Source organism: Aeromonas allosaccharophila (genome assembly GCF_016026615.1).
Lineage (GTDB): Bacteria > Pseudomonadota > Gammaproteobacteria > Enterobacterales > Aeromonadaceae > Aeromonas > Aeromonas allosaccharophila.
Map to the genome: position 1 here is coordinate 1,413,555 of NZ_CP065745.1, position 26,076 is coordinate 1,439,630.

The following is a 26,076-nucleotide window of genomic DNA, read 5'->3' on the forward strand; positions in this document are numbered from 1 at the left end:
AAAACCATAGGCCCATACCAATGATGATGATGTGGGTATGATCAAAGAAATGCGCGAAAACCTTAATGTATGTGTGCGTACCTGCATTCGATGGGGATCAATGAAACGCGCACCGCCCCTAGCGCCCCCCGTGCTTGTGAAAACGCATAGCAAGGTGCAGCCAAGAGACATCATCCAAAGACACCGCGATGGTGTTTATAACGACATGATTAAAAACAATTTATTTATAAAAATGGGAGGCCATGCGGCCTCCCTGAACACCTGTTTCTTACCGATTTAAAACCAGCTTTGCACTGCCTCTCTGGCCGGGATCCCACCTGCATGTACCACCTTCTCATCAATGACGACAGCTGGCGTAGACATCACCTTGTACTTCATGATCTCGGGCAATGACTCGACTTTCTCAAGCTGGATCTCGACCCCCAGCTCATCTACCACCTGCTGGATCAGTTGAACCGTGTTCTTGCAGTTGGCGCAGCCCATGCCCAGCACTTTTACCTGTTTCATCTCATACTCCTCATCAAGAAATTAACGGCGATACGAAGTTAAACACCCACCCAACCAGCGTGAAGGAGACCAGCAGCACCAACAGCAAGGTGCCCAGCAATGGCCACTTCATCACTTGTTTGAGCAAAATAAACTCGGGAAAACTAGCCGCCACTGTGCTCATGCAAAATGCCAGTGTGGTGCCGATGGGCAAACCATTGACGATCAGGCTCTCCATCACCGGGATCACCCCGGTCGCATTGGAATAGAGGGGAATGCCGATCAGCACGGCAGCAGGAACGGACCACCATTGGCCTGCCCCCAGGTGAGCCGCAAGCCAGCCATCAGGGACAAAGCCATGGAGTGCGGCGCCGAGCCCGACCCCGACGATGACCCAGAGCCACACCCGTTTGAAGATGGTGAGGGTTTCCTCTTTGGCAAAGGCATGACGCTTGGCCAGCGAGAGGCGCGGGGCATCGGCATGCGGCTGGACGATATCACCTTGCTGATGCTGCCCTTGCTTGAGGGCCTCGACGGCAAAATCGGCCAGCCAGCGCTCGGCCTTGATCTTGTCCAGAAACGCCCCACCCAGCATGCCAACCGCCATGCCAACCACCACGTAAATCAGGGTGAACTTCCAGCCCAGCAGACTGACCAGCAACAGAACGGCCACTTCGTTGATAAGCGGTGAGGTGATGAGAAAGGCCATGGTGATCCCGAGTGGGATACCGGCTGAGGTAAAGCCGAGAAACACCGGGATACTCGAACAGGAGCAGAAGGGGGTGATGGCACCAAAGCCGGAGCCCAGGAGATAGCCCAACCCTCTATGCTTGCCCGCCAGATAGTCCCTCACCCGTTCGACATTCAGGGAGGCCCGCAGCATGGCCACGATATAGATCATGACCAGCAGTAGGGCAAAGATCTTGCTCACATCCTCCACGAAGAAATGCAGCGCATCCCCCAGCTTGGTTTGTGGGCTCAGGCCCAACTGCTGATAGACCAGCCAGCGGGCAAGATCGGTGAAAATCTGAAACATAATGGCTCCATCAACATCGGTGTTATCCAGAAGACGTTGCATGTCCGCAAAGGATGCTCATATTTTCTCTTTTTTTATTACTAGCGCCGCGATCTCATGGCTTGCGCCCGGCGCTTAGCACCATCAGTCACTGAATACCAGTGAGTCCAGGACCCCTTGCCCGCTATGAACGCCCCCTTCTGTCGATCCGGCCGATTTGCTACGAATGAGATATCCCGCAAAGCGCCGCGCTGGCAGGATGGTCATCTATCTGCACGGTGAAGATCCCCAGCTCACTGATCAAATCCGTCACCCGATGCAGCTCTCCTTTGCGTACTGTCCAGGCTGGCATGGCTCTGGGAACAGGATGTAAGCGGCGCATCAGTGACCAGGCCTGATATTGGAGTGGGTCAAGCATTGCCAATTTTGTCGGGACGTCCGCCCCAAACAGACAATGCCCACCGCCTTCCCCTTGGTTTTTAAGTACCCAGCTGTCGGAGGGGGCCGCTTTGATAAAGCATGCGCTATCAGGGGTCACAGGATGCATTTCCCCTAACACGCCTCTGACTGTGTCAGCCTCTTGCGGGGTCAGGCCAAATGCAGCGAATCCCTCTTCTCCCAGACGCGACAGCAGCATTTGTACTCGCTTGCTGGTCGCCAATTGCTGGGCGACCGTGGCATTGACGGCGACTCTGTGTCGCTCAATCAACACACGGGTCGCCATCAGCGCCTGACAGCATCTCTGCTCGTTGAGATCGGCTGCCTCATAATCCGAATATTGGTATCCGGCCCGCAGATAGACGGTATCGAGGGGGCCGACACCATCGAGGATCAACCTGTTGTTGGCGCCCGTGCTCAGCTGATTATGCAGTTCACGAAAGGTTCTGCGCCGGGTCTCAATTCCTTTGCGCTGGAGAGCCAGCTCAAGCAGGTGTTGATCAAACACATTGTTTTCATGCTCCTGCACAATCATCAGAAACCTTGCCGGGCCGGGGTCGCCAAACTCGCGCTTAATCTTGAAAGTGGCCTCGGCAATGCCAGCTGACAACCCTTCAATGGCATCATTGCCGACAAGTTCACCCATCGCCTCGGGTGACAACTGCCCATATTCAGCAGGCCATTGCCGTTGCAGATAGTGGTGCAGTTCATGTATTCGCTGACCAAATGGCCCCATGCCCGCGGCGATACCATTGAACTCGACCAGCTTGTGGCCATCGCGCTGGTCGTCCATAAAGTCGCTGCGCATGATAAGCAGTGACAGCCGGGGTGCCTTGGTGGCTGATGAGTGGATCTGTTGATGCATGCCAAGCAGCGCTGAGAAGAAGGGGTCGCCTGCCGTGATGGGGTGAATGGCATCGTATAAAAAACCATGATCCTCAGCGACGGCATAGATCAGCTTGCTTAAGGTCTGGGCCGCACTTTTCAAATGCTGGTAGTCTCCCCAGCGGATCGGGGTAGGCGTCAGGGTAAACGGGGTATGCACGGCAGAATAGAGCGACTCTTTAAAGGCGACACCGTGGGTTAATGCCCACTCGACTGCATCATCCCTGATTTTCTGAATGCCAAGAGAACTCATCATTCACTCCTGAATATTGACTCACGAACCGCAACATCGGGTTGCCCGGTACTCATCTCCCTCGGAGACGCCAACATGGCAAACCAGTTGAGCCATATCGGGCTGGCCCCAATGGCATGACGGTCAAGGCAGCCAGGAAACCCTGGATGAGTACCTGGCCGAAGCCAAAAAAATAAAGAAAAGGCCAAGGAGAACACCTTGGCCTTTTTGCTGAGCATCGTTCATGGCTTACTTCACCGCCGGGGTGAAGCAGCAGACCCGCCCCGAGCTGTCCAACCTGACCTGACAGTCCAGAGAAAGCTGCTGACGCAAGCGCGCCCTGGCTCGCAACAGACGCGACTTGGCGGCGGCAAGGGTCAAGCCGGATCGGGCGGCATAATCCGCCTGCTTCATGCCATCCAAATCACAGTGTCTGAGAATATCCCGATCAGCCTGAGCAAGCTTCTCCAGCACTCTGGGTAAACAGCCCGCCAAGGAGTCGACCGCATCGATCTCCCCCTGCTGCATGGCCAACTCGTCAGATAGTGGCAGCAACGGGCGTAATCTACGGCTTTTATCAATCACCAGATCTCTGGCGACTTCAAACAGCCAGGCCCTGGCATTCTCGATGGCGCAAAACTTGCCCTGCTGGCGAATTGCCCGCAAGAAGGTCTCTTGCAACAGGTCATCGGCATCCATCGGGCTGCCAGATTGCTTGAGTAGCCACCCATAGAGCTCATGTTCATGCTGCTGCCATGCCGTCATCAGGCAAGGTGGTGCCCCGGTTGGCTCGGTCACTTGATGCGTTTTCCCTGTGCATCTACCACCTGCTCTCCATCCTCCTTGGTGAAGGCCCCTTGCTGAGGGTTCGGCAGGATATCGAGCACCACTTCTGATGGACGGCACAGCTTGGTGCCAAGCGGCGTCACCACGATGGGGCGGTTGATCAGAATGGGATGCGCCAGCATGGCGTCAATCAACTCGTCATCGCTGAATCTCTCCTCGGCCAGCCCTAACGCTTCAAAAGGCGGCACGTTTTTGCGCAGCAAGTCGCGCACCGGCATGCCCATGGCAGCAATCAATGCAACCAGGACCTCACGGTTTGGCGGTGTCTCCAGATAGTGGATAACGGTCGGCTCAACGCCTGAGTTACGGATAAGCTCCAGCGTATTGCGGGAAGTGCCACAGGCCGGGTTGTGGTAAATGGTGATCTGGGTGTTATTCATGATTAAGCCTCTGCGTTGAGATAGTTGCGTTTCATTCTAAGCGCCACATTGACCAGAGCGATCAAGACCGGCACCTCCACCAGCGGGCCTATCACACCGGCGAATGCCTGATCCGAGTTCAACCCGAACACGGCAATGGAAACCGCAATGGCCAGCTCGAAGTTATTGCCGGTGGCAGTGAAGGCGATGGAGGCGTTCTTGTCATAGGGAATACCCAGCTTCTTGCCAACCAGGAAGCTGGTGAAGAACATCAGTACGAAATAGACCACCAGAGGCACGGCAACCCGCAGCACATCCATCGGCAACTCGACGATCATCTCGCCCTTGAGGCTGAACATCAGCACGATAGTGGCCAGCAAGGCGATCAACGTGATGGGAGAAATAGCCGGAATAAAACGCTCGGTGTACCACTTCTCCCCTTTCGCCTTGACCAGATAGTGACGGCTCAGGAAGCCTGCCAGGAAGGGAATGCCCAGATAGATCAGCACACTTTCAGCGATATCCAGCATGGTGATATCCACTGCGAAGCCCTGCAGGCCGAACAGCGGCGGCAGTACGGTAATAAACAACCAGGCCATGAAGCTGTAGGTGAGGATCTGAAAACCGCTGTTGAGCGCCACCAGGCCAGCACCATACTCCTTGTTACCACCACCGAGATCGTTCCACACCAGCACCATGGCGATGCAACGCGCCAACCCGATCAGGATCAGGCCCACCATGTAGTCCGGGTAGTCATGCAGGAATGTCAGGGCGATGACAAACATCAGGATGGGGCCGACCAACCAGTTCATGACCAGTGAGAGGGTTATCGCCTGACGGTCGCGGGTCATGGCGCCCATGGTGCCGTAATTCACCTTTGCCAGCGGCGGATACATCATCAGGATAAGGCCGATGGCGAGCGGCACATTGGTGGTGCCGACCGACATCGCCTCGTTCCACTGGGCCACCTGAGGGAACAGATAGCCAATCCCGACCCCGATGGCCATGGCGACAAAGATCCAGAGGGTCAGATTGCGGTCGAGAAAACTCATTTTTTTGCTGACGGGCAGATCGCAGCAGGCGTTGGTACTCATCAAGAGACTCCATGAGGGGTGGATGAAACAAAGGACTCAACCCGGGCAAATGCCCCTGTTGGTTGCACCTTGGCAGTAAACTCTCGCGGGTGCATGTCACACAGCCCGGTGGACAGGGTGACACAGCGCTTGCAGTGCTTTCACGCCCACCGGTTCGACAGCTTGCAAGGGCACCACGGCATAACGCTTCGCATGCTCCTGCTTGACCGCGTCGATATGGGGCTGCTGACGATACGCTCGCTGGGCCAGCAGTGGCGAGGTGACGCTGGCTGGGGCCAGCATATGATTGACCACCCAGGCCCAGGGCTCGATACCGGCGCGGCGCAGGTCGGCTTGCAGGTTGGCCGCCTCCTGTACCGGAGTGGGTTCGGGCAGAGTGACGATCATCACCTTGGTCTGTTTCGGGTCTTGCAACTGCATCATGGGGGTGGTGAAGTGCATCCCCTTGCCCCCCATCTGACGGGCAATCTCCCGGTGATAGGCGCCGGTCGCATCGAGCAGCAAGAGGGTGTGGCCGGTGGGCGCCGTATCCATCACCACGAAGCGCTTGCCCGCCTCGCGGATGATCCGCGAGAAGGCCTGAAACACGGCTATCTCTTCGGTACAGGGGGAGCGCAAGTCTTCTTCCAGCAGGGCCCGGCCCTGGGCATCCAGACTCGCCCCTTTGGTGGCCAGCACCTGGGCACGATAACGCTCGGTTTCGGCATGGGGATCGATACGGCTGACCTCCAGGCTGGGCAGTTCCCCTGCCAGTGTCTCTCCCAGATGGGCTGCGGGATCCGAGGTGGTCAGGTGAACCGGCAGGCCCCGACTGGCAAGCTCCACCGCCACCGCTGCCGCCAGGGTGGTTTTACCCACACCGCCCTTGCCCATCAGCATGATGAGCCCGTGGCCATCTGTGGCCAGCTCATCGACCAGTTGCTGCAATCCGGGGTGTTGTTCAGTAGCAGCGCATTCGATCTCATTAACCCCACTGACAGGGCTTGCACCGAGCAACTGGCGCAGGCTATCGACCCCCACCAAATTGGTCGCCAACAGCGGCACTTTGTCTTGTGGCAAACTTGCCAGCAGCGCTGGCATATCAGCCATCGCCTGCTGCTCACGTTGCCATACGGCTGTCGCCAGGAGGTCATCCGCCAGCTCGCTTTGCGGGAAGATGCCATTGATGACCAGTTGCTGATTGGCAAGGCCGATGGTCGCCAGCTCATCATGGGTACGCGCCACTTCCCGCAAGGTTGAGGCTTGCGCCCGGGCGACCAGAATAAGCCGGGTTTTCCCCGCATCGGAAAGGGCAGCCACGGCCTCTGCGTATTGGCTACGCTGTTTTTCCAGTCCCGCCAACGGCCCCAGACAGGAAGCATCGCCTTTGCCCTGCTCCAGAAACTCGCTCCATGCCCCTGGCAATTGCAACAGACGGATGGTATGGCCGGTCGGTGCCGTATCGAACACGATGTGGTCGTATTCCCCCACCAGGCTGCTGTCGGTCAACAGGGCGGTAAATTCGTCAAAGGCGGCGATCTCTGTGGTGCAGGCACCGGAGAGCTGCTCTTCAATGCTGCGCACCACGCTGTCGGGCAGCTTGCCGCGCACCGGGCCAACGATACGTTCGCGATAAGCCTTTGCGGCGGCTTGCGGGTCTATCTCCAGTGCTGATAACCCACTGACTGCCGCGATGGCGGTAATGCTGTTGCCTATTTGGGTATCGAACACCTGGCCTACGTTTGATGCCGGATCCGTGCTGACCAGCAGTACCCGTTTGCCACTACCACACAAGGCAACCGCACTGGCACAGGCCAGCGAGGTTTTACCCACCCCACCTTTACCGGTGAAAAAGAGAAACGGGGGCGCATCATTGAGAAACGAGTAGTTCAGCAACGGGGACATGAGAGACTCCTATCAGGAAGAACGAGGCAATTAACCGAACAGAGAACTTACCAGCCAGGCGATGACGCTTAGCAGCAACCACTGCTGCCGGAGCAGCATCCACTCTTGACGATCCCTTTGATGGCACCGGCTTTGTTGGACTCGGCTGCTGGCTGTTCACCTTCGGCACCATCACTTTCTGGTGCTTTCGGTAGCTCCAGTCCTGCATAGCGGATCAGTTCAGCGCGGCTGGGATAGCGACCGGTGAGCACCACCTGGCCATCAACCAGCGTCACCGGTAATCCTTCTTCACCGGACAGTTCCAGAAAGGAAGCCACTGCCGGGGTCTCGGCGAATACCAGAGGTTGCTGAGCCAAATTGAACCGAAACAGTGAAGCCCCCTGCTGCTTAATCCATTCGGCGTCACCGGCAAAGGTGACCAGTGCCTGATCCACCTCTGCGCCACATACGCCGCTGGAGCAACACAGGGCCGGGTCGAATACTTGTATCAGTCTCATGGTCTACTCCTTATTGCAGCATGGCTGCGCAGGTAATACATGGGGTGAGCAGCCAGACTCCGCCCTCATCACCCCGCAGGCTTCCGGATGACCGGCGCAGCACTCCTCGGTGAGGTAACCGATCAAGTCGAGCATCAGGGGAATATTGGCGCGGTAACGCAAGAAACGGCCCTCTTGCTCCACTGAGACAAGGCCTGCATGCAGCATGGCTTTCAGATGGAATGAAAGAGTGTTCGGGGCGATATCCAGTTCACTGGCAAGCTGGCCAGCGACCATCCCCTCCAGCCCTGCCTTGACCAGCAGACGCCATACATCGAGGCGGATACCGGATGCGAGAGACTCGAAGACTTTAGTGGCTGTATCTTTATTCATTTGAACCTCTTCATTCATTTCATGAGTACAACTATACAAGAGTAGTTGAAATGATCAACCCACCCAGACCTTGCTATTGATGTATTTAGGTACAGCTGCTGTTTACACAACACTCTTCACGGAAAAACGCGATGATCTCTTCCAGCACTTCATATTGAGAGACGCACAGCAGGGTACGACTCTCCCGGTTCTGCTTGACCAGACCAACCGAGACCAGCGCGGCAATGTGGTGGCTCAGGGTCGATGCGGGAATGGCGAGCTGCTTTTGCAACTCTCCGACAGGCAGGCCCTGCTCCCCCGCCTTGACCAAATGCTTGAAAATGAACAACCGAGTCGGATGACCCAGCTCTTTCAGTGCCTTGGCAACTTCTTCCAACTCCATAGCTCACTCTCCTTGATGGAACATATTTCGATAATACCAGAAATATCTTGACCACCCCAATGATTCGACTATTTTGGAAATATGGTAAATCAAAGAGGACATGAAAATGAATGACTGGTTAACCATGCTGACAGATGCATCTCAGATGTTTTTGTTCCTGGCCTTCGAGCTCTCTGTGCTGTTTCTGGTGATCAGTGCCGGGGTCAGCTTGATCCGCCAGAAGATCCCCGATACAAAAATCCAGGCCATGCTGGGAGCGCGAAAAGGAAGGGGCTATTTAATCTCTGCGGCACTGGGTGCATTGACGCCCTTTTGCAGTTGCTCAACCATTCCAATGCTGCGCGGACTCTTGTCTGCCAAAGCCGGTTTTGGGCCAACCCTGACCTTCCTGTTTGTCTCGCCGCTGCTCAACCCGATCATCGTCGGCCTGATGTGGGCCACCTTCGGCTGGAAAGTGACGGTACTGTATGCCGTGATTGCCGCAGGCGTTTCGGTGCTGGCGAGTATGCTGCTGGACATGCTGAGGTTTGAGCGTCATGTGATTGACCCCAAAGAGGCCAAGCAAAGTAGCTGTGGCACCGGTTGTGGCACCACAACAAGTAAGCCTACCAGTGTGAGTGCAACCACCTGCTGTGCAAGCAATGCTATCAAGTCCGTCAAACCGCTAAAGGCTCAGGCATCCTGCTGTACTGCGCAACCCGATGAGACCGCACCCACTCTCTCTTGTTGCGCAGATGGCACTGCGGCACTGACCCAGGCCCCGGTCATTCCCACAGCCTTCGCTAAGGCACGTATCGATGCCTGGCAACAATTCAAAGAAGTGCTGCCTTACTTGTTGCTGGGGGTGCTGATAGGGTCATTTATTTACGGTTTCATCCCCGCCGAATGGATAGCGGCCCACGCAGGGGCAGACAACCCACTGGCGATCCCGTTCAGCGCCATCGTGGGTATTCCGCTCTATATCCGGGCAGAAGCCGTTATCCCTCTGGCATCGGTATTGTTGGGCAAAGGGATGGGCATGGGGGCCGTGATGGCACTGATTATCGGTAGTGCAGGAGCCAGCCTGACCGAGGTGATCCTGCTCAAATCGATGTTCAGAACCCCGATGATTGTGGCATTCCTCACCGTCATTCTGGGAATGGCCGTCATGATGGGCTACCTGACCCAACTGCTGTTTGCATAAATGACAAAGGGCCTTCTGAAAAAGAAGGCCCTTTTGTGTGTAACTGGTTGCACCATGACCATCATGGGCGACGGAGCCCCAGCCAGCTTTATTTATTCACATGCGACGAGTTTGTTCCGAGTACGGAGAGATTTCTTGATGTCTTTGCGGCAGCCACAGGGGAACACTGTCACCTTGCGGTAGTACCAGATGCCTTGAGGAGTGAGCCAGAGATTCACTATGAAGACTCCTGATCCATCCACATCAAGTGGATTACCAAGAGGTCTGAAGGGGGTAATTAGCTGTAACTTATTGAATTGCAGAAACAAGTGGTGGCCCTACCAGCCACATCCCGGCACTCGAGTCCCCCGCCTTGGCTGCTACCTTCCGGTCCTGACCAGGTTGACGAGTTATCAATGCGAGAGGACCAATAGGACCACCGGCGAGGAGAATAGGCAAACTGGTCTCTCAATGCAATGGCTTTCTACCTTCCAACAGTTCGTTTGCCTTATTTTTCAACAATCTGCCGAATGAATCAGCTAAACAGCATAAATTTGGCCCCCACCAGCAGCATCAGCAGGGCAAATGCCTGCTTGAGGCGTTTTGGTGACAGACGATGCGCCAGCTTGGCACCAATGCGGGCGAACTGGGTACTGGTCAGCACAATGCCCAGCAGGGCGGGCAGATAGATGTAGCCAACACTCCACTCGGGCAGATCGGCATGACCCCAACCGGCATAGAGGTAGCTCAGGCTGCCCGCCAGCGCGATGGGCATGCTGCAGGCCGCAGAGGCAGCGACCGCATTGCGCATCGGCACCGAGTTCCAGCTCAGATAAGGGACGGTCAGCGAGCCACCGCCAATGCCAAACAGCGCCGACATCCAGCCGATAAGGGTTCCGGCGATGCCTGTGCCGAGCGGCCCCGGCATATGACGCTCCGCTTTGGGTTTGAGGTTGAGCCCCATCTGCAGCGCCATGCTCCAGGCGAAACAGCCGATGATGATATTGAGGGTACTGGCACTGAGCAGATTGGCAGTCATGCCACCGAGCCAGGCACCGACCAACATACCGGCGCCGAGTCGGCGGATCATCACCCAGTCGACGGCGCCCGCCTCCTGATGGGCTCGCAGCGAGCTGAAACCGGTGAAGATCATGGTGGGCAGCGAGGTGCCGAGAGCCAGATGGGTGATGATGTCAGGGTCAACGCCCTGGGCGTGAAAGGTCATAACCAGCACGGGCACTATGATGAGACCGCCGCCGATCCCGAACAGTCCCGCCAGCATTCCGGCGAATGCCCCCAGCAGGAGGTAACCCATAAACAGCATAAAAATTCCTGTCTTAAACGGAAAATGGCCACACCGGCCAGATAACAGATCAATATCAGCATGAAAAAAAAGAGATGGCGCGAGGGCCATCTCTTCATTGTGCCGGTTAGTGCAGTGGAATGGTACCGTCCATCACCTTGTAGAAGGCCAGCACGGCGCAGCCGAGCAGGGCCGCCGTCATCCCCTGCTCCAGCCGGTTAAGGCCGCGCAGACCGTGATGCTGACGCGCCTTCCAGTAGATGAAGATGCCCGGGCTATAGAGCAGCGCCACCAGCAGCAGGTACTCGGCACCGGCAGCATAGACCAGCCAACAGCCGTAGACGGTTGCCAGCAGGGCCAATAGCAGATCACGCTTGCGCTGATGGGGTTGACCCTCATAGGTCTCCCCTTTCAGTGCCAGCTTCAGGCCATAAGCGCCGGAGAAGACGTAAGGCACCAGCGCCGCCGAGGTAGCGATGTTGACCAGCGCCAGATAGGTGCTGTTCTGGAAGTAGATGATGATGAGGAAGGTCTGCACCAGACAGGTGGAGCACCAGAGCGACACCTGCGGCGAGCCGTTCTTGTTCTCCTTGGCAAACCAGCCCGGGAACACGCCGGTCTTGCCTGCAATGTAGGGCACTTCCGCGGCCAGCACGGTCCAGCTCAGCAAGGCGCCCATCACCGACACCACCAGACCGATGTTGATAAGCCAGGCGCCCCAGGGGCCGACCACGGCTTCGAGGATCATGGCGGTAGAAGGGTTCTTGAGCGCCGCCAGTTGCGGCTGACTCATGACACCCAGCGAGAACAGGGTCACCATCACATAGAGCGTCAGGGCGCCGAGCAGCGCCAGCACGGTGGCGCGGCCCACATCCTTGCGATGACGGGCACGGGCAGAGACCACCACGGCCCCTTCAATCCCGATAAAGACCCAGAGGGTCACCTTCATGGTGGACTTGACCTGATCCATCACGGAGCCCAGCTCCATGTTGTTCTGGCCCCAGATATCCAGGGTGAAAGTATCCATGTTGAAGGCCAGCAGGATCGCGACGCAGAAGACGATGAGCGGCACCATCTTGGCGATGGTGGTGACGATGTTCACCAGCGCAGCGACCTGCACCCCGCGCAGCACCAGCGCATGCACCGACCAGATCAGGATGGACGCGAGAGTGATGGCGACCGGCGTATTGCCATCGCCGAAGATGACGTTGTCCGGCGTATCGAAAAAGTAGCTCAGGGCGCTGAACACCACGATGGCGTAGGAGACGTTGGCCAGCAGTTGGCAGAGCCAGTAACCCCAGGCGGCGTTGAAACCGATGAAATCGCCGAAACCGGCTTTGGCATAGCTGAAGATACCGCCATCGAGATCAGGGCGGCGCATGGAGAGGTTCTGGTAAACCAGTGCGAGACAGATCATGCCAAGGCCAGTGATGGCCCAACCCAGGGCGACCGCCCCGGCACTGGCATGCGCTGCAATGTTTTGTGGCAGACTGAAGACCCCGGCGCCGACCATAGAGCCGATCACCAGCGAAATGAGGGCGCCCAGCCCTAGTTTCTTGTCCATCTCAATCCTGTTTATTTAGGCGGCGGCAGAGCGTCCGTATTCATACTGCACGCAATATGGGAGGGGCTAGAAATCCTGACCCCGTGAAAAAGGCGGCAACTATATTGCATGACTATTCCGACCGCAATCCCTCGTCCCGTCAATCATGCACCGCCTTGACCGCGCGCAATTTTACAGCACTGACCCACATGGCCTGTGAGCTGGCTCAAATTAACCAAGACCCGTTGATATTTCTCATTTTTCTGCCAACGTGACCTGACTCGCATGGTCCCCATGCATCGCCATTCAGCCCCTCGCTGTATAAATAATCTGCATAAAAAAGCCCCCGTGGAAACACCGGGGCCCCATGGTGTAAATCTCTATAAACGCAAACCGCCATCCAGTTCTATCATCCGTCCCGACAGATAGTCGTTGGCAAGAATAAAGCTCACCGTCTCGGCCAGCTGTTGCGCCTCGCCAAGGGTGCCGACCGGAATGGCCTGCTGCATCCGCGCCATCGCCTCCGGCTTCATCGCCGCCGTCATGTCGGTGGCAAACACCCCGGGGGCGATCCCCATCACCCGAATACCGTGGCGGGCCAGCTCCCGCGCCCAGGTCACCACCAGCGAAGCAACCCCCGCCTTGCTGGCGGCATAGTTGCTCTGGCCAATATTGCCGGCGCGGGCGATGGAGGAGATGTTGATGATAACGCCCCCCTGCCCCCCTTGCGCCATCAGCGCCGCCCCTTCGCGACCGCAGAGGAAGGTACCGGTGAGGTTGACGTCAATCACGCTCTGCCACTGGGCCAGCGTCATCTTCTCCACCAGCTCGCCCTCTTTCACCTTGATCAGCATGCCGTCGCGCAGAATACCGGCGCAGTTGATGAGGCCGTGCAGCACGCCAAAGCGTCCTTTAATGGCGGCAAAAACCGACTCAACCTCGACTTCGCTCGCCACATTGCAGACAAACAGCTCGCACTGGCTATCTTGATCGCACTGATCATTCTGACTGCGCACCATTGCGGCGGTCGCCTCCAGATCGGCGCAATTGATGTCGAGCAGCGCCAGCGTCGCCCCCTGTGCGCCCAGGGCAAGAGCGATGGCGCGTCCCAAGCCACGTCCGGCGCCGGTAATAACGATGACCTTATCTTTGATATCCATCAATGCTCCTTGTAGCTGGTCGAGGGGAGATGCTTTGAAGAGAGGTGGCCCGTCAGGCGGGATCCTGTTTATCCAGATAGAGTTCGACAATGCTGGAGAAATCCCGACTCCCCTGCCCCTGGGCGGCATGCAGGTTGAACAGGTTGCGCGCCAGCGCCCCCATGGGCACCGCGCTGTGGCCATGCTCGGCCAGCGCCATGGCCAGCCCCAAATCTTTCACCATCAGACGGGTCATAAAGCCCCCCTGATAGTGGCGGGCGGCAGGCACATTCTCCATCACTCCGGGCCAGGGGTTGTAGCGCTCCAGACTCCAGTTGTTGCCCGAGCTCTTGCCCATGATGGTGGAGAGCACGGCGGGATCCAGCCCCTCCTTCACCCCGAGCGCCAGCGCCTCGGCAGTGCCCGCCATATGGATCGCCAGCAGCATATTGTTGCACATCTTGGCGATCTGCCCCGCCCCCAGCGTCCCGGCGTGAAACAGGTTCTGCCCCATGCTGGCGAGCAGAGGTTTTGCCGCCTCAAAATCCGCCCCATCGCCGCCGACGATAAAGGTGAGCGTCCCGGCGGCAGCACCGGCAACACCGCCAGAAACAGGGGCATCGATAAAGCGCAAGCCGCGCGCGCGGGCCGCCTCCCCGACCTGACGGGCAGAATCGACATCGATGGTGGAGCAGTCGATCACCAGTGCGCCAACCGGCAGGGCAGCCAGCAGATCCTGCCCGCCTCGCTCACCGGCGCTCTCGCCCAGCCAGAGGGCGCGCACATGCTCTCCCGCAGGCAGCATGCTGATCACCACCTCGCAGCCGGTCACCGCCTCGCGGGCATCCCCCGCGGCGATGCTGCCAGCCGCAATGGCACGATCAATGTTGTCGGCAACCAGATCAAACACCTGCACCGTGTGCCCGGCCCTGGCCAGATTGGCCGCCATGGGGCCCCCCATGTTGCCGAGCCCGATAAACCCTATCCTTGTCATCCCGCTTGCTCCTTGCGTTGCTGATGGCGGCGTCCGCCGGTTGCCAAGATGTTATTCCTTGCAGGCCAATGGATTGCTCCCCTGCGGCCAGCGATAGAACTGATCCAGCCACTCCCCCTCTGGTGGTAGCTGCTGCCAGCGGGGATCTTTATCCTTGTCGATCAGCAGTGCCCGTACCCCTTCCACAAAATCGCCCTTGAGCACGCAGTTGACCGAGAGGGTCAGCTCCTCGGCAAATACTTCGGCCAGTGAGTTGCGGCGAGCCTGCCAATATTGGCGCCACAAAATGGCGCGGCTGATGGGGCTGCCGGTGCGGCAGATTTGCTGCGCCTGCTGGAGCACAGCTTCATGTTCCTCGAACTGGGCCTCGAACAGCCGCACCAATACCCCTTGCAGCGTGCGTCCTGCCAGCAGGGCATCGATCCTCTGTTGATGGGGTAACAGCACAGGCGTAGGCAAGCGGGCCGCCACCTCACCATGCAACCCTCTGAACAGCAGATCGATCTGCTCACGGGGATCACCACTGCCAGTCCAGTCGAGTACGGCGAGGTGTGACAGCAGCGCACTGCGCTCGCCACTGGCGATGGCGTGATCCGCCAGCCCAAGACCGATGGCATCACTCCCGTTGAAGCGGGCACCGGTCAGACCGAGCCAGAGCCCGAGCCGCCCCGGCATCCGACTTAAAAACCAGCTCGCCCCTACGTCGGGGTAGAGTCCTATGGTCACCTCCGGCATGGCGAACAGGCTTCTTTCGGTGACAACCCGAAAATCGGCTCCGGCAAACAGGCCAATGCCGCCCCCCATGCAGATACCGTCCGCCACGCAGATAAGGGGCTTGCGGTAACCGTGGATATGGTGGTCGAGCCGGTACTCCTGCTCGAAAAAGTCGCGGGCATACTCGAACAGTTCCGATCCGCTCGCCTCCTGCTTGCGGTAATAGAAGGAGCGGATATCGCCACCGGCACAGAACGCCTTCTCACCCGCCCCCTGCAGCAGCACACAGACGATGGCGGGATCCTGTTCCCAACGGGTCAGCGTCTGTTGCAGGATCTGGATCATCGGCAGGCTCAATGCGTTGAGAGACGCAGGGCTGTCGAGGGTCAACACCCCGATCTGATGGCCATCTTCGGTGGGATAACAGCTAACCTTGACCGGCTCACTCATAAACGGCTCCGTATGGATTTATTCTGTTGGGCCATATTGCCAGCGTGGTGAGCGTTTCTCCAGAAAGGCAGCCACCCCTTCACGCTGGTTGGCATCGCTAAAGAGATCGAGAAACAGCGCCTGTTCAAGGGGCAGGGCCGCATCGCGCGGGCCACTGCGGCCCTGATTGATCAGGGTCTTGCAGGCGCGCAGGGCGCTCGGGCTCTGACGCTCCACCAGATGGGCCATCTGGTGCGCCGCCTCCCACGCCTGACCGGTTTTCACCACCTCCTCCACCAACCCCATCTCGTAGGCCAGCGAGGCACTCACCTTCTCGCCGCAGAGGATCATCCGCTTGGCCCAGCCTGGCCCCACCAGCTCGGTCAGGCGCTGGGTGCCACCGGCACAGGGGAGCAAGCCCACCGAGGCCTCCGGCAGTCCCAGCAGCGCCTGCTGCTCGGCGATGCGGATATCACAGGCCAGTGCCACTTCCAGCCCGCCTCCCATGGCATAGCCATTGATGGCGGCGATGCTGACGCCGTGAAAACGGGTCAGCGCCTCGAAGGCCTTGCCAAAGGCGTCGACCACCTGACGAGCCCGCTCGAGATCCCCCTCGACAAACATATTGAGGTCAGCACCGGCGCAGAAGAATTTGTCGCCCGCGCCGCGGATCACCAGCGCCACCACGTCGGGGCGGCTGTCGAGCTCCACCATCATCTGCAAAAAAGCCTGCAGGCTGGCGAGGGTCCAGGCATTGGCAGGGGGATGGTCGAGGGTGATATAGGCAACGTGGCCATGATATTCGAGTCTGATCCTTGTCATAACATTATCCTTGTCGATGAAGCTGCAGCCATGATGACAGGCTTGAATGACACCAACCTGTGGCTGGCTCACAAAGCCGAAACCGGCATGGCATGGCGCAAATCGGGTGGCAGGAGACACACCCTTGCTGCGACCACCGGTTAACCCAGCGACAAGCCGGGGTCGGCCAGCAGGCGACGCGCGATGATGAGTCGCATCACCTCGTTGGTGCCCTCCAGAATGCGGTGTACCCGTGTATCGCGCAGATAGCGCTCGAGCGGATAATCGCGGATATAACCATAGCCGCCAAAGAGTTGCAGAGCCTCATCGCAGACCCGATAACCCACATCGGTGGCAAAACGCTTGGCCATGGCACACCAGGCACTCTTGTCCGGTGCCCCGCGATCCAGCTTGTCGGCGGCCTGACGTACCATCAGGCGAGCCGCCGCCAGTTCGGTCGCCATGTCGGCCAGGCGAAACTGCACACTCTGGAATTCGCTGATCGGGCGACCAAATTGCTGACGCTGCTGCACATAGGCCAGCGCATCATCCAGCGCCTGCTGGGCGGTGCCCACCGAACAGGTGGCGATATTGATGCGACCCCCATCGAGGGCCTGCATGGCGAATTTGAACCCTTCCCCCTCCTCACCCAGCCGGTAGTTGGCGGGAATACGCACCCCGTTGAACGCCACCTCCCGGGTTGGCTGACTGTTCCAGCCCAGCTTCTCTTCGGGCTTGCCATAGACGATGCCCGCGCTGTCGGCCGGCACCATAAAGGCAGAGATACCGCTCGCACCTTCACCACCGGTTCGGGCCATCACCACCAGCACGTCGGTGCTGCCCGCTCCAGAGATAAAGACCTTGGTCCCCTCGACAAGATAATTGTCACCCTCGCGCACCGCCCGGGTTTTGAGGGCTGCGGCATCGGAGCCCGCCCCCGGCTCGGTGAGGCAATAGGAGCCCAGCAGCTCGCCGCTGGCCAGTTTGGGCACCCACTGCTCGGCGACCTCGGTGGGCAACCAGCTGCCCAGCATCCAGCTCACCATGTTGTGAATGGTCAAATACGCCGTAGTAGAAGTGCAACCCATGGCGAGGCGCTCGAAGATGAGGCTCGCATCGAGGCGCGGTAGCCCCAATCCGCCAAACTGCTCCGGGGTATAGAGACCGCAAAAACCGAGTTCGGCCGCCTGCTTGATGGTCGGGATCGGAAACTCGTGTTCTTTATCCCAGCGCGCGGCATGGGGTTTGAGCGCCTCATCGGCAAAGGCGGCGGCCGCCTCCACATACGCCTGTTGATCATCGGTCAGGGTAAAATCCATCTTGTCGTTCGCTCCCTTGTTGCCCCGCGCTTATTTTCCTGAGTTAGTGCTTTATGACGCGGCGCCCACACACTGGTCATTCGGATCTGCCACTATGGCGCTGTTGTCGTGGTAGCTGATGACACTCTCACTACCATCTCTCTATCGACACACAACAGATTAACAATTGATTTACGTTTACGCTAACGTAAACTTAAGACAGAGGTGAAGTACAACAATGGACCGACCACTGCCAGCCGTAACGCCGAGTCAGCCGGTCGAACCCACCTTCCTACCCGACTGTCATATCCGCAAGGAGAGCATGGATGCAGATGGATGAGACCCTGAATGCCCTGACCGAACAGGTTGCGGCCTTCTGCCAGAAAGTGATCGCCCCACGCGCCAGCGAGATCGATCAGAGCAACGCCTTCCCCCGTGATCTCTGGCCCCGGATGGGTGAGCTGGGGCTGCACGGCATCACGGTGGCTGAGGAGTATGACGGGGTGAACCTCGGCTATCTGGCCCACGTGCTGGTGATGGAGCAGGTGAGCCGCGCCAGCGCTTCGGTCGGCCTCTCCTACGGCGCCCACTCCAACCTCTGCATCAACCAGATCCACCGCCACGGCACGCCGGAGCAAAAAGCCCGTTACCTGCCGCCGCTGGTGAGCGGCGAGCATGTGGGGGCGCTGGCCATGAGCGAGCCGGGTGCCGGCTCCGACGTGGTCAGCATGCGCCTCACCGCGGTGCGCGAAGGGGATCACTTCGTGCTCAATGGCAACAAGATGTGGATCACCAACGGCCCGGATGCCGACACCTTCGTCATCTATGCCAAGACAGATGCCAGTGCAGGCCCCAAAGGGATTTCCGCCTTTATCGTCGAGGCAGGCACTCCCGGTTTCACCACCGCCCAGAAGCTCGACAAGCTGGGGATGCGCGGCTCCAGCACCTGCGAGCTGGTGTTTGACAACTGCCGCGTACCGCAGGAGAACCTGCTGGGCCCCTTGCACGGCGGGGTCAAGGTGCTGATGAGCGGGCTGGATTACGAGCGGGTAGTACTGGCGGCGGGCCCCCTTGGCATCATGCAGGCCTGCATGGACGTGGTGCTGCCCTATGTGCGCGAGCGCAAGCAGTTCGGCCAGGCCATCGGCGAGTTCCAGCTGGTGCAGGGCAAGCTCGCCGACATGTATACCCGCCTCGCCAGCAGCCGGGCACTGGTCTACTCGGTGGCGAGCGCCTGCGATCAGGGCCGCACCAGCCGCAAGGATTGCGCCGCCGCCATCCTGTTTGCCGCCGAAAACGCCACCCAGATGGCGCTCGATGCCATCCAGCTGCTCGGAGGCAACGGCTACATCAACGAGTACCCCACCGGTCGGCTGCTGCGGGACGCCAAGCTCTACGAGATCGGCGCTGGCACCTCGGAGATCCGCCGCTGGCTCATTGGCCGCGAGCTAATGGGGGAGAACGCATGAGTCGTATCCACTCCCGTCTCGACACGGCGAGCCCGGAATATGCGGCCAATCGGGCCGCCATGCAGGGGCTGGTCGATGATCTCCATGCTCGCATTGCCGAGATCGCCCAAGGGGGCGGTGAGGCCAACAACGCCCGCCATCAGGCCCGCGGCAAACTGCTGCCCCGTGAGCGTATTAACCAGTTGCTGGACCCGGGATCCCCGTTTCTCGAGCTCTCGGCGCTGGCTGGCTGGCAGGTCTATGACGAACCGGTGCCAGCAGCCGGCATCATCACCGGCATCGGCCGGGTCTCTGGGCGCCTGTGTATGCTGGTGGTGAACGACGCCACCGTGAAGGGCGGCACCTACTACCCGCTCACGGTGAAAAAGCACCTGCGCGCCCAGGCCATTGCCGAGCGGCTGCGCCTTCCCTGCCTCTATCTGGTGGATTCCGGCGGTGCCTTCCTGCCGATGCAGGACGAGGTGTTCCCCGACCGGGATCACTTTGGCCGCATCTTCTACAACCAGGCCCGCATGTCGGCCCAGAACATTCCCCAGCTGGCGGTGGTGATGGGGCTCTGCACCGCCGGGGGTGCCTACGTCCCTGCCATGGCGGACGAGTCGATCATGGTCAGGGAGCAGGCCACCATCTTTCTGGCAGGCCCGCCGCTGGTCAAGGCCGCCACCGGTGAGGAGATCAGCGCCGAGGCCCTGGGGGGCGCCGAAGTGCACTGCGCCCACTCGGGGGTGGCAGATCATATGGCCCGCGACGATGCCCATGCGCTGGCCATCGCCCGCACCCTGCTCACCCATCTGGGCAGTGACCATGCTCCGATCTCGGGCTTGGCCTCGGGCAGCCCAACCTACGATGAGCCAACCTACCCGATAGAGGAGCTCTACGGTCTGGTGGGCACCAGTCTCAAACGCCCTTACGACGCGCGCGAGCTGATCGCCCGACTGGTGGATGGCTCGGACTTTGACGAATTCAAGGCGCTGTTCGGCACCACACTGGTGACCGGCGTTGCCCGTATTTGCGGCATGGAAGTGGGGATCCTCGCCAACAACGGCGTGCTGCACAGCGACAGCGCCCAGAAGGGAGCCCACTTTATCCAGCTCTGTAACCGCCGCGCCATTCCGCTGATCTTCTTGCAGAACATCACTGGTTTTATGGTGGGGAGTAGCGCAGAAAAGGAGGGGATCGCCAAGCACGGCGCCAAGCTGGTCACAGCGGTGGCCTGCAGCCGGGTGCCCAAGGTAACGATCATCGTCGGCGGCAGCTTTGGCGCTGGCAACTACGGGATGTGTGGCCGCGCCTATGAACCCGACTTTCTCTTTAGCTGGCCTAACAGCCGCATCTCTGTCATGGGGGGAGAGCAAGCTGCCGGGGTGCTGGTGCAGGTGCGTCGGGACAAACTGGCAGCCGAGGGCAAAGACTTAAGCGAGCAGGAGGCCGCCGCCATCCGCGCCCCGGTGATCGAGCAGTATGAGCGCCAGGGTCACCCCTACTACGCCAGCGCACGGCTGTGGGATGACGGCGTCATCGACCCGGCCCAGAGCCGCACCGTGCTGGCGTTGGCACTGGCTGCCTGTCAGGGTGCCCACATTGAACCCGAGCAGTACGGCATCTTCCGGATGTAAGGAGCAAACCTATGTCAGATCCACTCACTTCCTCCCAGAACCCGTTTCGGCTGGAACGGCATGGCCCGCTGGCCGAGCTGGTGCTGTCGCGCCCGGCCCGCCACAACGCCTTTGATGCCGAGCTGATGCTGGGGCTGCTCGACTGCCTCGATGATCTGGCCCATCTTCATGGTCATGATCTCGCCGAACGCCCTCACGCCCTGCTGCTGCGGGCCGAGGGCAAACACTTTTGCGCGGGCGCCGATCTCAACTGGATGCGCAATCTGGCCCACGCCGATTTCGAGCACAATCGCGAAGACGCCCGAGTACTGGCGCGGCTGATGCAGACCCTCGACGAGCTCCCCTTCCCCACGCTGGCGCTGGTGCAAGGGGCAGCCTATGGCGGAGCGCTGGGGCTGATCTGTGCCTGCGATCTGGTGCTGGCCAGCGACGATGCCCGCTTCTGTCTCTCCGAGGTGAGCCTGGGCCTGGTGCCTGCGGTGATCAGCCCCTACGTGGTACGCACCATGGGGATGCGTCAGGCGCGCCGCTACATGCTCAGTGCCGAGCCGTTCGATGCCATCACCGCCTGTCGGCTCAATGTGGCGCATCAACTCTGCAAACCGGATCAACTGCTGGCGGAGGGACGGGCGCAAGCCCTGCGTCTGTGCCGCAACGGGCCGGAGGCGATGAAAGAGACCAAACGGCTGCTGGCGGCCATAGAGGCCCACCCTTCCCGCCTGCACGAAGAGAAAACTGTCGAGACCATCGCCCGGGTTCGGGTGGGACTCGAAGCCCAGGAGGGGATGCAAGCCTTCTTCGACAAACGCCCTCCCGCCTGGCGTCCCCGTTTCAAGGATGAGACATGACCCATCACACCCCGATTAAAGGTCTGCTGATCGCCAACCACGGCGAATATAACCGGAGTGCGGATCAACACGTTTTGCACTTGTGCGCCTTGAACAACAGGGAGCCACAATGACTCATCACACTCCGATTAAGCGCCTGCTGATCGCTAACCGCGGCGAAATCGCCGTGCGCATCATCAAGACGGCGAAACGCCTCGGCATCCACACCATCGCCCTCTACTCCGATGCCGACGCCAATGCCATGCACACCCGTCTGGCCGATGAGGCCTGGCATCTGGGGCCCGCACCGGCCAGAGAGAGCTATCTCGACACCGGCAAGGTGCTGAAGATTGCCAAAGAGGCGCGCGCCGATGCCATCCATCCCGGTTACGGTTTTCTGTCGGAAAACAGCGACTTTGCCACCGCCTGCGAACAGCGCGGCCTGCGCTTTGTCGGCCCAAACGGTGCCGCCATTCTCGCCATGGGCGACAAATCGGGGGCCAAGGCGCTGATGCAGGCGGCCGGTGTACCTGTGCTTCCCGGCTATCACGGCACGGATCAGCGGCCGGACTTTTTGCGCGATCAGGCGAGCCAGATTGGTTTCCCGCTACTTATCAAGGCCGCCAGTGGCGGTGGTGGCAAGGGGATGCGCCGGGTCGACCAGCTGGCTGACTTTGACGAGTCACTGGCAGCAGTCAAACGGGAGGCCACGGCCGCCTTTGGCGACGATCGGGTGCTGCTGGAGCGCTATCTGCCCCAGGCTCGCCATGTTGAGGTGCAGGTGTTTGCCGATAGCCTCGGCAACGCCATCTATCTGGGGGACAGGGACTGCTCCTTGCAGCGACGCCACCAGAAGGTGATTGAAGAGGCGCCCGCCCCCAACATTCCTCCGGCTCTGCGCCGCGCCATGGGGGATGCAGCCGTGGCCGCTGCCAAGGCCATCCACTATCAGGGGGCGGGCACCATCGAGTTCCTGCTCTGCAAGGATGAGTTCTTCTTTATGGAGATGAACACCCGGCTGCAGGTAGAGCATCCCGTCACCGAAGCGGTGACCGGACAGGATCTGGTGGCCTGGCAACTAGCGGTGGCCGAAGGCAGGCCGCTGCCGCTGTCTCAGGATAAAGTGGTGCTGCGCGGCCATGCGGTGGAGGCGCGCCTCTACGCCGAGGATGTGGCGGCCGGTTTTCTGCCCGCCAGCGGGCCTATCCACTGGCTGCACTGGCCCGTTGGCGTGCGCATCGACACCGGCGTTACCGCTGGCGATGAGGTCAGCCCCTATTACGATCCCATGATCGCCAAGCTGATCGCCCACGGCCAGAACCGCGCCGAGGCGTTCGCCCAACTGGCTGATGCGCTTGCTGCGCTGGATCTTGGCCCGCTGATCCACAACGGCCCGCTGTTGCTGCGCCTGTGTGAAGAGCCTGACGTCCTGGCCATGGGCCACCATACCCAGTGGCCCATCCCCACCACAGCGCAGCCCATTCCTGAACTCGCCTGGCCGCTGGCGACCCTCTGGCTGACGAGCCGCCCTGCGGGCCCCTCCCCCTGGCAGCAAGCCTGCGGATTTCGGCTGGGGCCGGATCGCTGCTGGACGGCAGCGGTGCGCATCGGCGATGAGCGCCGGGTATTGACCCTTCACGATCATGACGGTCAGTTTGGGTGGCAAGGGGAGGCCTGTTGCTACCAAAAAGGCGATGACCATATCCGGCTGCAACAGGGGATGTGCTGGCGGCAGATCCCCATCCATTCGGTCGCAGGCTCGGAGGCAACCTTCATCATGACCCTGGCGGGTCAGCGCATCCGTTTCGCAGCCGATGATCAACAACACAGTCACCACCATGATCAGGTAAATGAGAAGGCGCAGGGCGCCATCGCCCCCATGCACGGCATCGTGGTGGCCGTGCTGGTCGAGCAGGGACAAGCGGTCAACAAGGGGCAACCCCTGCTGGTGCTGGAGGCGATGAAGATGGAACACCAGTTGCGCGCAGAGCGGGACGGGGTAATTGAAGCCCTGCAGTGCAAACAGGGCGAGCAGGTGAGCCAGGGGGCCGTACTGGTACGCTTTGCCGAAGAGATAGCCATACAGGAGGATCACCCATGAACCGATCACAGGACGTCCGTGACGACAGGGTCAGTCTGGTGGAGATGGGGCCGCGAGATGGCCTGCAAAATGAAGCCAGCCCGCTGGCACTGATCCAGCGGCTGGAGCTGATCCAGCGCCTGGCCGACAGCGGCCTGCAGCGCATCGAGGTGGGCGCCTTTGTCTCTGCCAAAAAGGTGCCGCAGATGGCAGACTCCGCCGCACTTTTTCAGGCGCTACCGCGCAAGGGGCCAACACGTTACGGCGCCCTGGTGCCCAATCTGCAAGGCTTGCAGGCCGCCATCGCCGCCCGCGCCGACGAGATTGGTCTCTTCACCGCCTGCTCCGACGGTTTTACCCGCGCCAATATCGGCATCAGCGTGGAGGAGTCGCTGGTGCGCTTCGCCCCGCTGGTGCAGGAGGCGCGCAGCCTCGGGATCAAGGTGCGCGGTTACCTCTCCACCGTCATCGCCTGCCCGTTCGATGGCCCAACCCGCCCGAAACGGGTCGCCGCCATGGCCGAGCAACTGCTGGATCTCGGCTGCCACGAAATTTCGCTGGGGGACACCATCGGCGTCGGCACTCCGGGCACGGTGGCGCCCATGCTGGATGCTGTACTGCACGAGATCCCGGCGGGGCGGCTCGCGGTCCATTTTCACGACACCTACGGCCAGGGGTTGGCCAACCTGCTGCCCGCGCTGGAGCGCGGTATTCGCACCATCGACTGCTCGGTGGCGGGCCTTGGCGGCTGCCCCTATGCGCCGGGCGCCTCAGGCAATGTGGCGTCAGAGGAGGTGGTCTACCTGCTGCATGGCCTTGGTATGACGACGGGGGTGGATCTCGACAAACTGGCGGCCACCGGCCAGTGGGTCAGCGAGCAGCTCGGTCGCCCCAACGGCTCGCGGGTCGGTCAGGCCTTGCACGCCAATGCCCAGCGGCTGCGTGCCCGCCTCTGCCAGACACTTGCCCACCCACAGGAGTCATGACCATGTCCCGTTCCCTGCCCGGCAAGGAGATCACCTACAGCATTTCGGAATTGGCCCACGAGTTCGATGTCACGCCGCGCACTATTCGCTACTACGAGGACGAGGGGCTACTCACCCCGCTGCGGGAGGGGCAAACCCGCATCTACAACCACCGGGACAAGATCAGGCTCAAGTTGACCCTGCGCGGCAAACGGTTGGGGTTTAGCCTGGCGGAGATCCGCGAGCTGTTCGAGATGTATGACACCGACCGCTCGAGCAAAACCCAGCTCCACTCCATGATCCAGCTCATCGAGGAAAAGCGCGGCGCCCTGCTCCAGCAACTGGAAGATATCCAGATGGTGATGACCGAGCTGGAGGCGGCGGAACAGCGCTGTGTTAATTCCCTTAACAGCTTGAAAAGCGGCGCAGATTAACCGAATCTGGGAACAAGCTATTGCCCTGGGGATCCCATGAGATATTGGTGCTGGTTTTTGCTCTTGTTCAGCCTGTCTGGCTGGAGCCATCCCCTCATCAAGGTTGGCGGATACCCCTATGCCCCCTTCGTGGTCAAGATCTCCGATTCCCACTATGAAGGGCTGACCCTGGATCTCATCGACCAGCTCAACGAGATCCAGCAGGAGGTGAAATTTATCTTTGTCCCCACCTCGGCCGCCAACCGCTACAAGGCGCTCGATCTGGGCCGCTTCTCGCTGATGCTGTTTGAAGACAGCAAATGGGGCTGGCAAACCGACAAGTTGAAGATGACAGCCCCCTTTCTCGGCGGTGGCGAAGTCTATGTGGCACTGCAGAAAGCGGGCCGGGATCAACGCTTTTTCGATGACCCCTCCCAGCACCACCTTATCGGGGTGACCGGCTACCACTACGGCGTCGGCCAGTTCAATGCCGATCCCGTCTACCTGCAGCGCAAGCTCAATATCACCCTGGTCAAGGACAACATCAGTGCCCTGCAAGCCCTGCTCAAAGGGCGCGGTGAGGTGGCCATTATCAACGTCTCTTACCTTAACCAGTATCTGCTGGCCCATCCCGGCACCGCTGAACAGCTGCTGATCTCGCAAAAATGGGATCAACATTACCAGCACCGCGCGATTCTTCACCCCGCGGCCCCCATTACCCCTGCCCAGCTGGAACAGTGGCTGGCAGCGCTGCAACAAAAGGGTGAACTGGATCGCCTTTGGACAAAGTACGGCGTACAACAGCACGCAACCCCATGATTACTATCCAGCTT

At 59.9% G+C, this 26,076-nt stretch carries 27 protein-coding genes and 1 other RNA gene; 9 read left to right on the forward strand and 19 right to left on the reverse strand.

Going from position 1 to position 26,076, the window contains the following annotated elements; all coding sequences use genetic code 11:
- Positions 1-37 precede the first annotated feature (37 nt).
- Positions 38-280 (forward strand): hypothetical protein, encoded by a 243-nt coding sequence (locus I6G90_RS06235; RefSeq protein WP_197930293.1) that lies wholly within the window; start codon positions 38-40, stop codon positions 278-280.
- Here the strand turns inward: I6G90_RS06235 and I6G90_RS06240 are convergent.
- From I6G90_RS06240 to I6G90_RS06285, 11 genes are all read right to left on the reverse strand, one after another.
- Complete coding sequence (locus I6G90_RS06240; protein WP_197930295.1) at positions 277-507, reverse strand: thioredoxin family protein; 231 nt, start codon at positions 505-507, stop codon at positions 277-279. The two genes, I6G90_RS06235 and I6G90_RS06240, sit on opposite strands and share 4 nt — an antisense overlap.
- A gap of 13 nt (positions 508-520) precedes the next feature.
- A complete protein-coding gene (locus I6G90_RS06245) occupies positions 521-1,522 on the reverse strand; it encodes a permease (RefSeq protein WP_197930297.1) in 1,002 nt (333 codons plus the stop codon).
- 123 nt (positions 1,523-1,645) lie between these two features.
- On the reverse strand, positions 1,646-1,768 hold the full coding sequence (locus I6G90_RS21385) for a hypothetical protein (protein WP_269668406.1): 123 nt from the start codon (positions 1,766-1,768) through the stop codon (positions 1,646-1,648).
- Positions 1,722-3,080, reverse strand: a complete 1,359-nt coding sequence (locus tag I6G90_RS06250) for a glutathione synthase (protein WP_269668407.1) — start codon at positions 3,078-3,080, stop codon at positions 1,722-1,724. The genes I6G90_RS21385 and I6G90_RS06250 overlap by 47 nt, the downstream gene beginning before the upstream one ends.
- Positions 3,081-3,305: 225 nt before the next feature.
- A complete protein-coding gene (locus I6G90_RS06255; RefSeq protein WP_232254427.1) occupies positions 3,306-3,854 on the reverse strand; it encodes a sigma-70 family RNA polymerase sigma factor in 549 nt (182 codons plus the stop codon).
- Entirely contained in the window at positions 3,851-4,282 is a 432-nt protein-coding gene (gene arsC, locus I6G90_RS06260) for a glutaredoxin-dependent arsenate reductase (RefSeq protein WP_042062686.1), read from the reverse strand. The genes I6G90_RS06255 and arsC overlap by 4 nt, the downstream gene beginning before the upstream one ends.
- A gap of 2 nt (positions 4,283-4,284) precedes the next feature.
- Positions 4,285-5,355 carry an ACR3 family arsenite efflux transporter gene (arsB, locus tag I6G90_RS06265; RefSeq protein WP_197930299.1) on the reverse strand — a complete coding sequence of 357 codons (1,071 nt, stop codon included), beginning with the start codon at positions 5,353-5,355 and terminating at the stop codon, positions 4,285-4,287.
- Between the two features lie 96 nt (positions 5,356-5,451).
- Positions 5,452-7,239, reverse strand: coding sequence for an arsenical pump-driving ATPase (gene arsA / locus I6G90_RS06270; RefSeq protein WP_197930301.1), 1,788 nt, complete (start codon positions 7,237-7,239; stop codon positions 5,452-5,454).
- 68 nt (positions 7,240-7,307) lie between these two features.
- The gene (gene arsD, locus I6G90_RS06275) at positions 7,308-7,736 is read right to left on the reverse strand and encodes an arsenite efflux transporter metallochaperone ArsD (RefSeq protein ID WP_197930303.1); all 429 of its coding nucleotides are present in this window, start codon (positions 7,734-7,736) and stop codon (positions 7,308-7,310) included.
- Between the two features lie 3 nt (positions 7,737-7,739).
- Positions 7,740-8,108 (reverse strand): ArsR/SmtB family transcription factor, encoded by a 369-nt coding sequence (locus tag I6G90_RS06280; protein ID WP_042062690.1) that lies wholly within the window; start codon positions 8,106-8,108, stop codon positions 7,740-7,742.
- 85 nt (positions 8,109-8,193) lie between these two features.
- Positions 8,194-8,490 (reverse strand): ArsR/SmtB family transcription factor, encoded by a 297-nt coding sequence (locus I6G90_RS06285; RefSeq protein WP_058051847.1) that lies wholly within the window; start codon positions 8,488-8,490, stop codon positions 8,194-8,196.
- A 106-nt stretch (positions 8,491-8,596) separates the two neighbouring features.
- Here I6G90_RS06285 and I6G90_RS06290 point away from each other — a divergent pair, with 106 nt between their 5' ends.
- Complete coding sequence (locus I6G90_RS06290; protein WP_197930306.1) at positions 8,597-9,673, forward strand: permease; 1,077 nt, start codon at positions 8,597-8,599, stop codon at positions 9,671-9,673.
- A gap of 315 nt (positions 9,674-9,988) precedes the next feature.
- Here I6G90_RS06290 and ffs read toward each other — a convergent pair.
- From ffs to I6G90_RS06330, 8 genes are all read right to left on the reverse strand, one after another.
- An RNA gene (ffs, locus tag I6G90_RS06295) (signal recognition particle sRNA small type) lies at positions 9,989-10,085 on the reverse strand.
- A 102-nt stretch (positions 10,086-10,187) separates the two neighbouring features.
- Complete coding sequence (locus I6G90_RS06300) at positions 10,188-10,976, reverse strand: sulfite exporter TauE/SafE family protein (protein ID WP_197930308.1); 789 nt, start codon at positions 10,974-10,976, stop codon at positions 10,188-10,190.
- Between the two features lie 106 nt (positions 10,977-11,082).
- Positions 11,083-12,519, reverse strand: a complete 1,437-nt coding sequence (gene arcD, locus I6G90_RS06305) for an arginine-ornithine antiporter (RefSeq protein WP_058051835.1) — start codon at positions 12,517-12,519, stop codon at positions 11,083-11,085.
- Between the two features lie 359 nt (positions 12,520-12,878).
- Positions 12,879-13,658: an SDR family oxidoreductase gene (locus tag I6G90_RS06310; RefSeq protein WP_197930310.1), complete on the reverse strand. Its 780-nt coding sequence runs from the start codon at positions 13,656-13,658 to the stop codon at positions 12,879-12,881.
- A 52-nt stretch (positions 13,659-13,710) separates the two neighbouring features.
- Complete coding sequence (gene mmsB / locus I6G90_RS06315; protein ID WP_197930312.1) at positions 13,711-14,631, reverse strand: 3-hydroxyisobutyrate dehydrogenase; 921 nt, start codon at positions 14,629-14,631, stop codon at positions 13,711-13,713.
- Positions 14,632-14,682: 51 nt separating this feature from the next.
- Positions 14,683-15,795, reverse strand: coding sequence for an enoyl-CoA hydratase/isomerase family protein (locus I6G90_RS06320; RefSeq protein WP_197930314.1), 1,113 nt, complete (start codon positions 15,793-15,795; stop codon positions 14,683-14,685).
- A gap of 18 nt (positions 15,796-15,813) precedes the next feature.
- Positions 15,814-16,596 carry an enoyl-CoA hydratase gene (locus I6G90_RS06325; protein WP_197930316.1) on the reverse strand — a complete coding sequence of 261 codons (783 nt, stop codon included), beginning with the start codon at positions 16,594-16,596 and terminating at the stop codon, positions 15,814-15,816.
- Positions 16,597-16,736: 140 nt separating this feature from the next.
- Positions 16,737-17,894, reverse strand: a complete 1,158-nt coding sequence (locus I6G90_RS06330; RefSeq protein WP_197930318.1) for an acyl-CoA dehydrogenase family protein — start codon at positions 17,892-17,894, stop codon at positions 16,737-16,739.
- A 305-nt stretch (positions 17,895-18,199) separates the two neighbouring features.
- On the opposite strand from I6G90_RS06330, the gene I6G90_RS06335 reads away from it, so the two are divergent.
- The 7 genes from I6G90_RS06335 to I6G90_RS06365 all read left to right on the forward strand — a co-directional run bounded on the left by I6G90_RS06335 (position 18,200) and on the right by I6G90_RS06365 (position 26,062).
- Entirely contained in the window at positions 18,200-19,342 is a 1,143-nt protein-coding gene (locus tag I6G90_RS06335; RefSeq protein WP_197930319.1) for an isovaleryl-CoA dehydrogenase, read from the forward strand.
- Positions 19,339-20,958, forward strand: a complete 1,620-nt coding sequence (locus I6G90_RS06340) for a carboxyl transferase domain-containing protein (protein WP_197930320.1) — start codon at positions 19,339-19,341, stop codon at positions 20,956-20,958. The genes I6G90_RS06335 and I6G90_RS06340 overlap by 4 nt, the downstream gene beginning before the upstream one ends.
- 11 nt (positions 20,959-20,969) lie before the next feature.
- Positions 20,970-21,806 carry an enoyl-CoA hydratase-related protein gene (locus I6G90_RS06345; RefSeq protein ID WP_197930321.1) on the forward strand — a complete coding sequence of 279 codons (837 nt, stop codon included), beginning with the start codon at positions 20,970-20,972 and terminating at the stop codon, positions 21,804-21,806.
- A 109-nt stretch (positions 21,807-21,915) separates the two neighbouring features.
- On the forward strand, positions 21,916-23,886 hold the full coding sequence (locus I6G90_RS06350) for an acetyl/propionyl/methylcrotonyl-CoA carboxylase subunit alpha (protein WP_197930322.1): 1,971 nt from the start codon (positions 21,916-21,918) through the stop codon (positions 23,884-23,886).
- Positions 23,883-24,851, forward strand: a complete 969-nt coding sequence (locus tag I6G90_RS06355) for a hydroxymethylglutaryl-CoA lyase (RefSeq protein WP_197930323.1) — start codon at positions 23,883-23,885, stop codon at positions 24,849-24,851. The genes I6G90_RS06350 and I6G90_RS06355 overlap by 4 nt, the downstream gene beginning before the upstream one ends.
- A gap of 2 nt (positions 24,852-24,853) precedes the next feature.
- Positions 24,854-25,264: a MerR family transcriptional regulator gene (locus I6G90_RS06360; protein WP_075112978.1), complete on the forward strand. Its 411-nt coding sequence runs from the start codon at positions 24,854-24,856 to the stop codon at positions 25,262-25,264.
- A 36-nt stretch (positions 25,265-25,300) separates the two neighbouring features.
- The gene (locus tag I6G90_RS06365; protein WP_139405932.1) at positions 25,301-26,062 is read left to right on the forward strand and encodes a substrate-binding periplasmic protein; all 762 of its coding nucleotides are present in this window, start codon (positions 25,301-25,303) and stop codon (positions 26,060-26,062) included.
- Positions 26,063-26,076 lie beyond the last annotated feature (14 nt).

Bases quoted from the DNA above. Each gene is read 5' to 3' on its own strand.
- I6G90_RS06235 (WP_197930293.1), top strand. From the start codon at position 38: ATGATCAAAGAAATGCGCGAAAACCTTAATGTATGTGTGCGTACCTGC.
- I6G90_RS06240 (WP_197930295.1), bottom strand. From the start codon at position 507: ATGAAACAGGTAAAAGTGCTGGGCATGGGCTGCGCCAACTGCAAGAAC.
- I6G90_RS06245 (WP_197930297.1), bottom strand. From the start codon at position 1,522: ATGTTTCAGATTTTCACCGATCTTGCCCGCTGGCTGGTCTATCAGCAG.
- I6G90_RS21385 (WP_269668406.1), bottom strand. From the start codon at position 1,768: ATGACCATCCTGCCAGCGCGGCGCTTTGCGGGATATCTCATTCGTAGC.
- I6G90_RS06250 (WP_269668407.1), bottom strand. From the start codon at position 3,080: ATGATGAGTTCTCTTGGCATTCAGAAAATCAGGGATGATGCAGTCGAG.
- arsC (WP_042062686.1), bottom strand. From the start codon at position 4,282: ATGAATAACACCCAGATCACCATTTACCACAACCCGGCCTGTGGCACT.
- arsB (WP_197930299.1), bottom strand. From the start codon at position 5,355: ATGAGTACCAACGCCTGCTGCGATCTGCCCGTCAGCAAAAAAATGAGT.
- arsA (WP_197930301.1), bottom strand. From the start codon at position 7,239: ATGTCCCCGTTGCTGAACTACTCGTTTCTCAATGATGCGCCCCCGTTT.
- arsD (WP_197930303.1), bottom strand. From the start codon at position 7,736: ATGAGACTGATACAAGTATTCGACCCGGCCCTGTGTTGCTCCAGCGGC.
- I6G90_RS06280 (WP_042062690.1), bottom strand. From the start codon at position 8,108: ATGAATAAAGATACAGCCACTAAAGTCTTCGAGTCTCTCGCATCCGGT.
- I6G90_RS06285 (WP_058051847.1), bottom strand. From the start codon at position 8,490: ATGGAGTTGGAAGAAGTTGCCAAGGCACTGAAAGAGCTGGGTCATCCG.
- I6G90_RS06290 (WP_197930306.1), top strand. From the start codon at position 8,597: ATGAATGACTGGTTAACCATGCTGACAGATGCATCTCAGATGTTTTTG.
- I6G90_RS06300 (WP_197930308.1), bottom strand. From the start codon at position 10,976: ATGCTGTTTATGGGTTACCTCCTGCTGGGGGCATTCGCCGGAATGCTG.
- arcD (WP_058051835.1), bottom strand. From the start codon at position 12,519: ATGGACAAGAAACTAGGGCTGGGCGCCCTCATTTCGCTGGTGATCGGC.
- I6G90_RS06310 (WP_197930310.1), bottom strand. From the start codon at position 13,658: ATGGATATCAAAGATAAGGTCATCGTTATTACCGGCGCCGGACGTGGC.
- mmsB (WP_197930312.1), bottom strand. From the start codon at position 14,631: ATGACAAGGATAGGGTTTATCGGGCTCGGCAACATGGGGGGCCCCATG.
- I6G90_RS06320 (WP_197930314.1), bottom strand. From the start codon at position 15,795: ATGAGTGAGCCGGTCAAGGTTAGCTGTTATCCCACCGAAGATGGCCAT.
- I6G90_RS06325 (WP_197930316.1), bottom strand. From the start codon at position 16,596: ATGACAAGGATCAGACTCGAATATCATGGCCACGTTGCCTATATCACC.
- I6G90_RS06330 (WP_197930318.1), bottom strand. From the start codon at position 17,894: ATGGATTTTACCCTGACCGATGATCAACAGGCGTATGTGGAGGCGGCC.
- I6G90_RS06335 (WP_197930319.1), top strand. From the start codon at position 18,200: ATGCAGATGGATGAGACCCTGAATGCCCTGACCGAACAGGTTGCGGCC.
- I6G90_RS06340 (WP_197930320.1), top strand. From the start codon at position 19,339: ATGAGTCGTATCCACTCCCGTCTCGACACGGCGAGCCCGGAATATGCG.
- I6G90_RS06345 (WP_197930321.1), top strand. From the start codon at position 20,970: ATGTCAGATCCACTCACTTCCTCCCAGAACCCGTTTCGGCTGGAACGG.
- I6G90_RS06350 (WP_197930322.1), top strand. From the start codon at position 21,916: ATGACTCATCACACTCCGATTAAGCGCCTGCTGATCGCTAACCGCGGC.
- I6G90_RS06355 (WP_197930323.1), top strand. From the start codon at position 23,883: ATGAACCGATCACAGGACGTCCGTGACGACAGGGTCAGTCTGGTGGAG.
- I6G90_RS06360 (WP_075112978.1), top strand. From the start codon at position 24,854: ATGTCCCGTTCCCTGCCCGGCAAGGAGATCACCTACAGCATTTCGGAA.
- I6G90_RS06365 (WP_139405932.1), top strand. From the start codon at position 25,301: ATGAGATATTGGTGCTGGTTTTTGCTCTTGTTCAGCCTGTCTGGCTGG.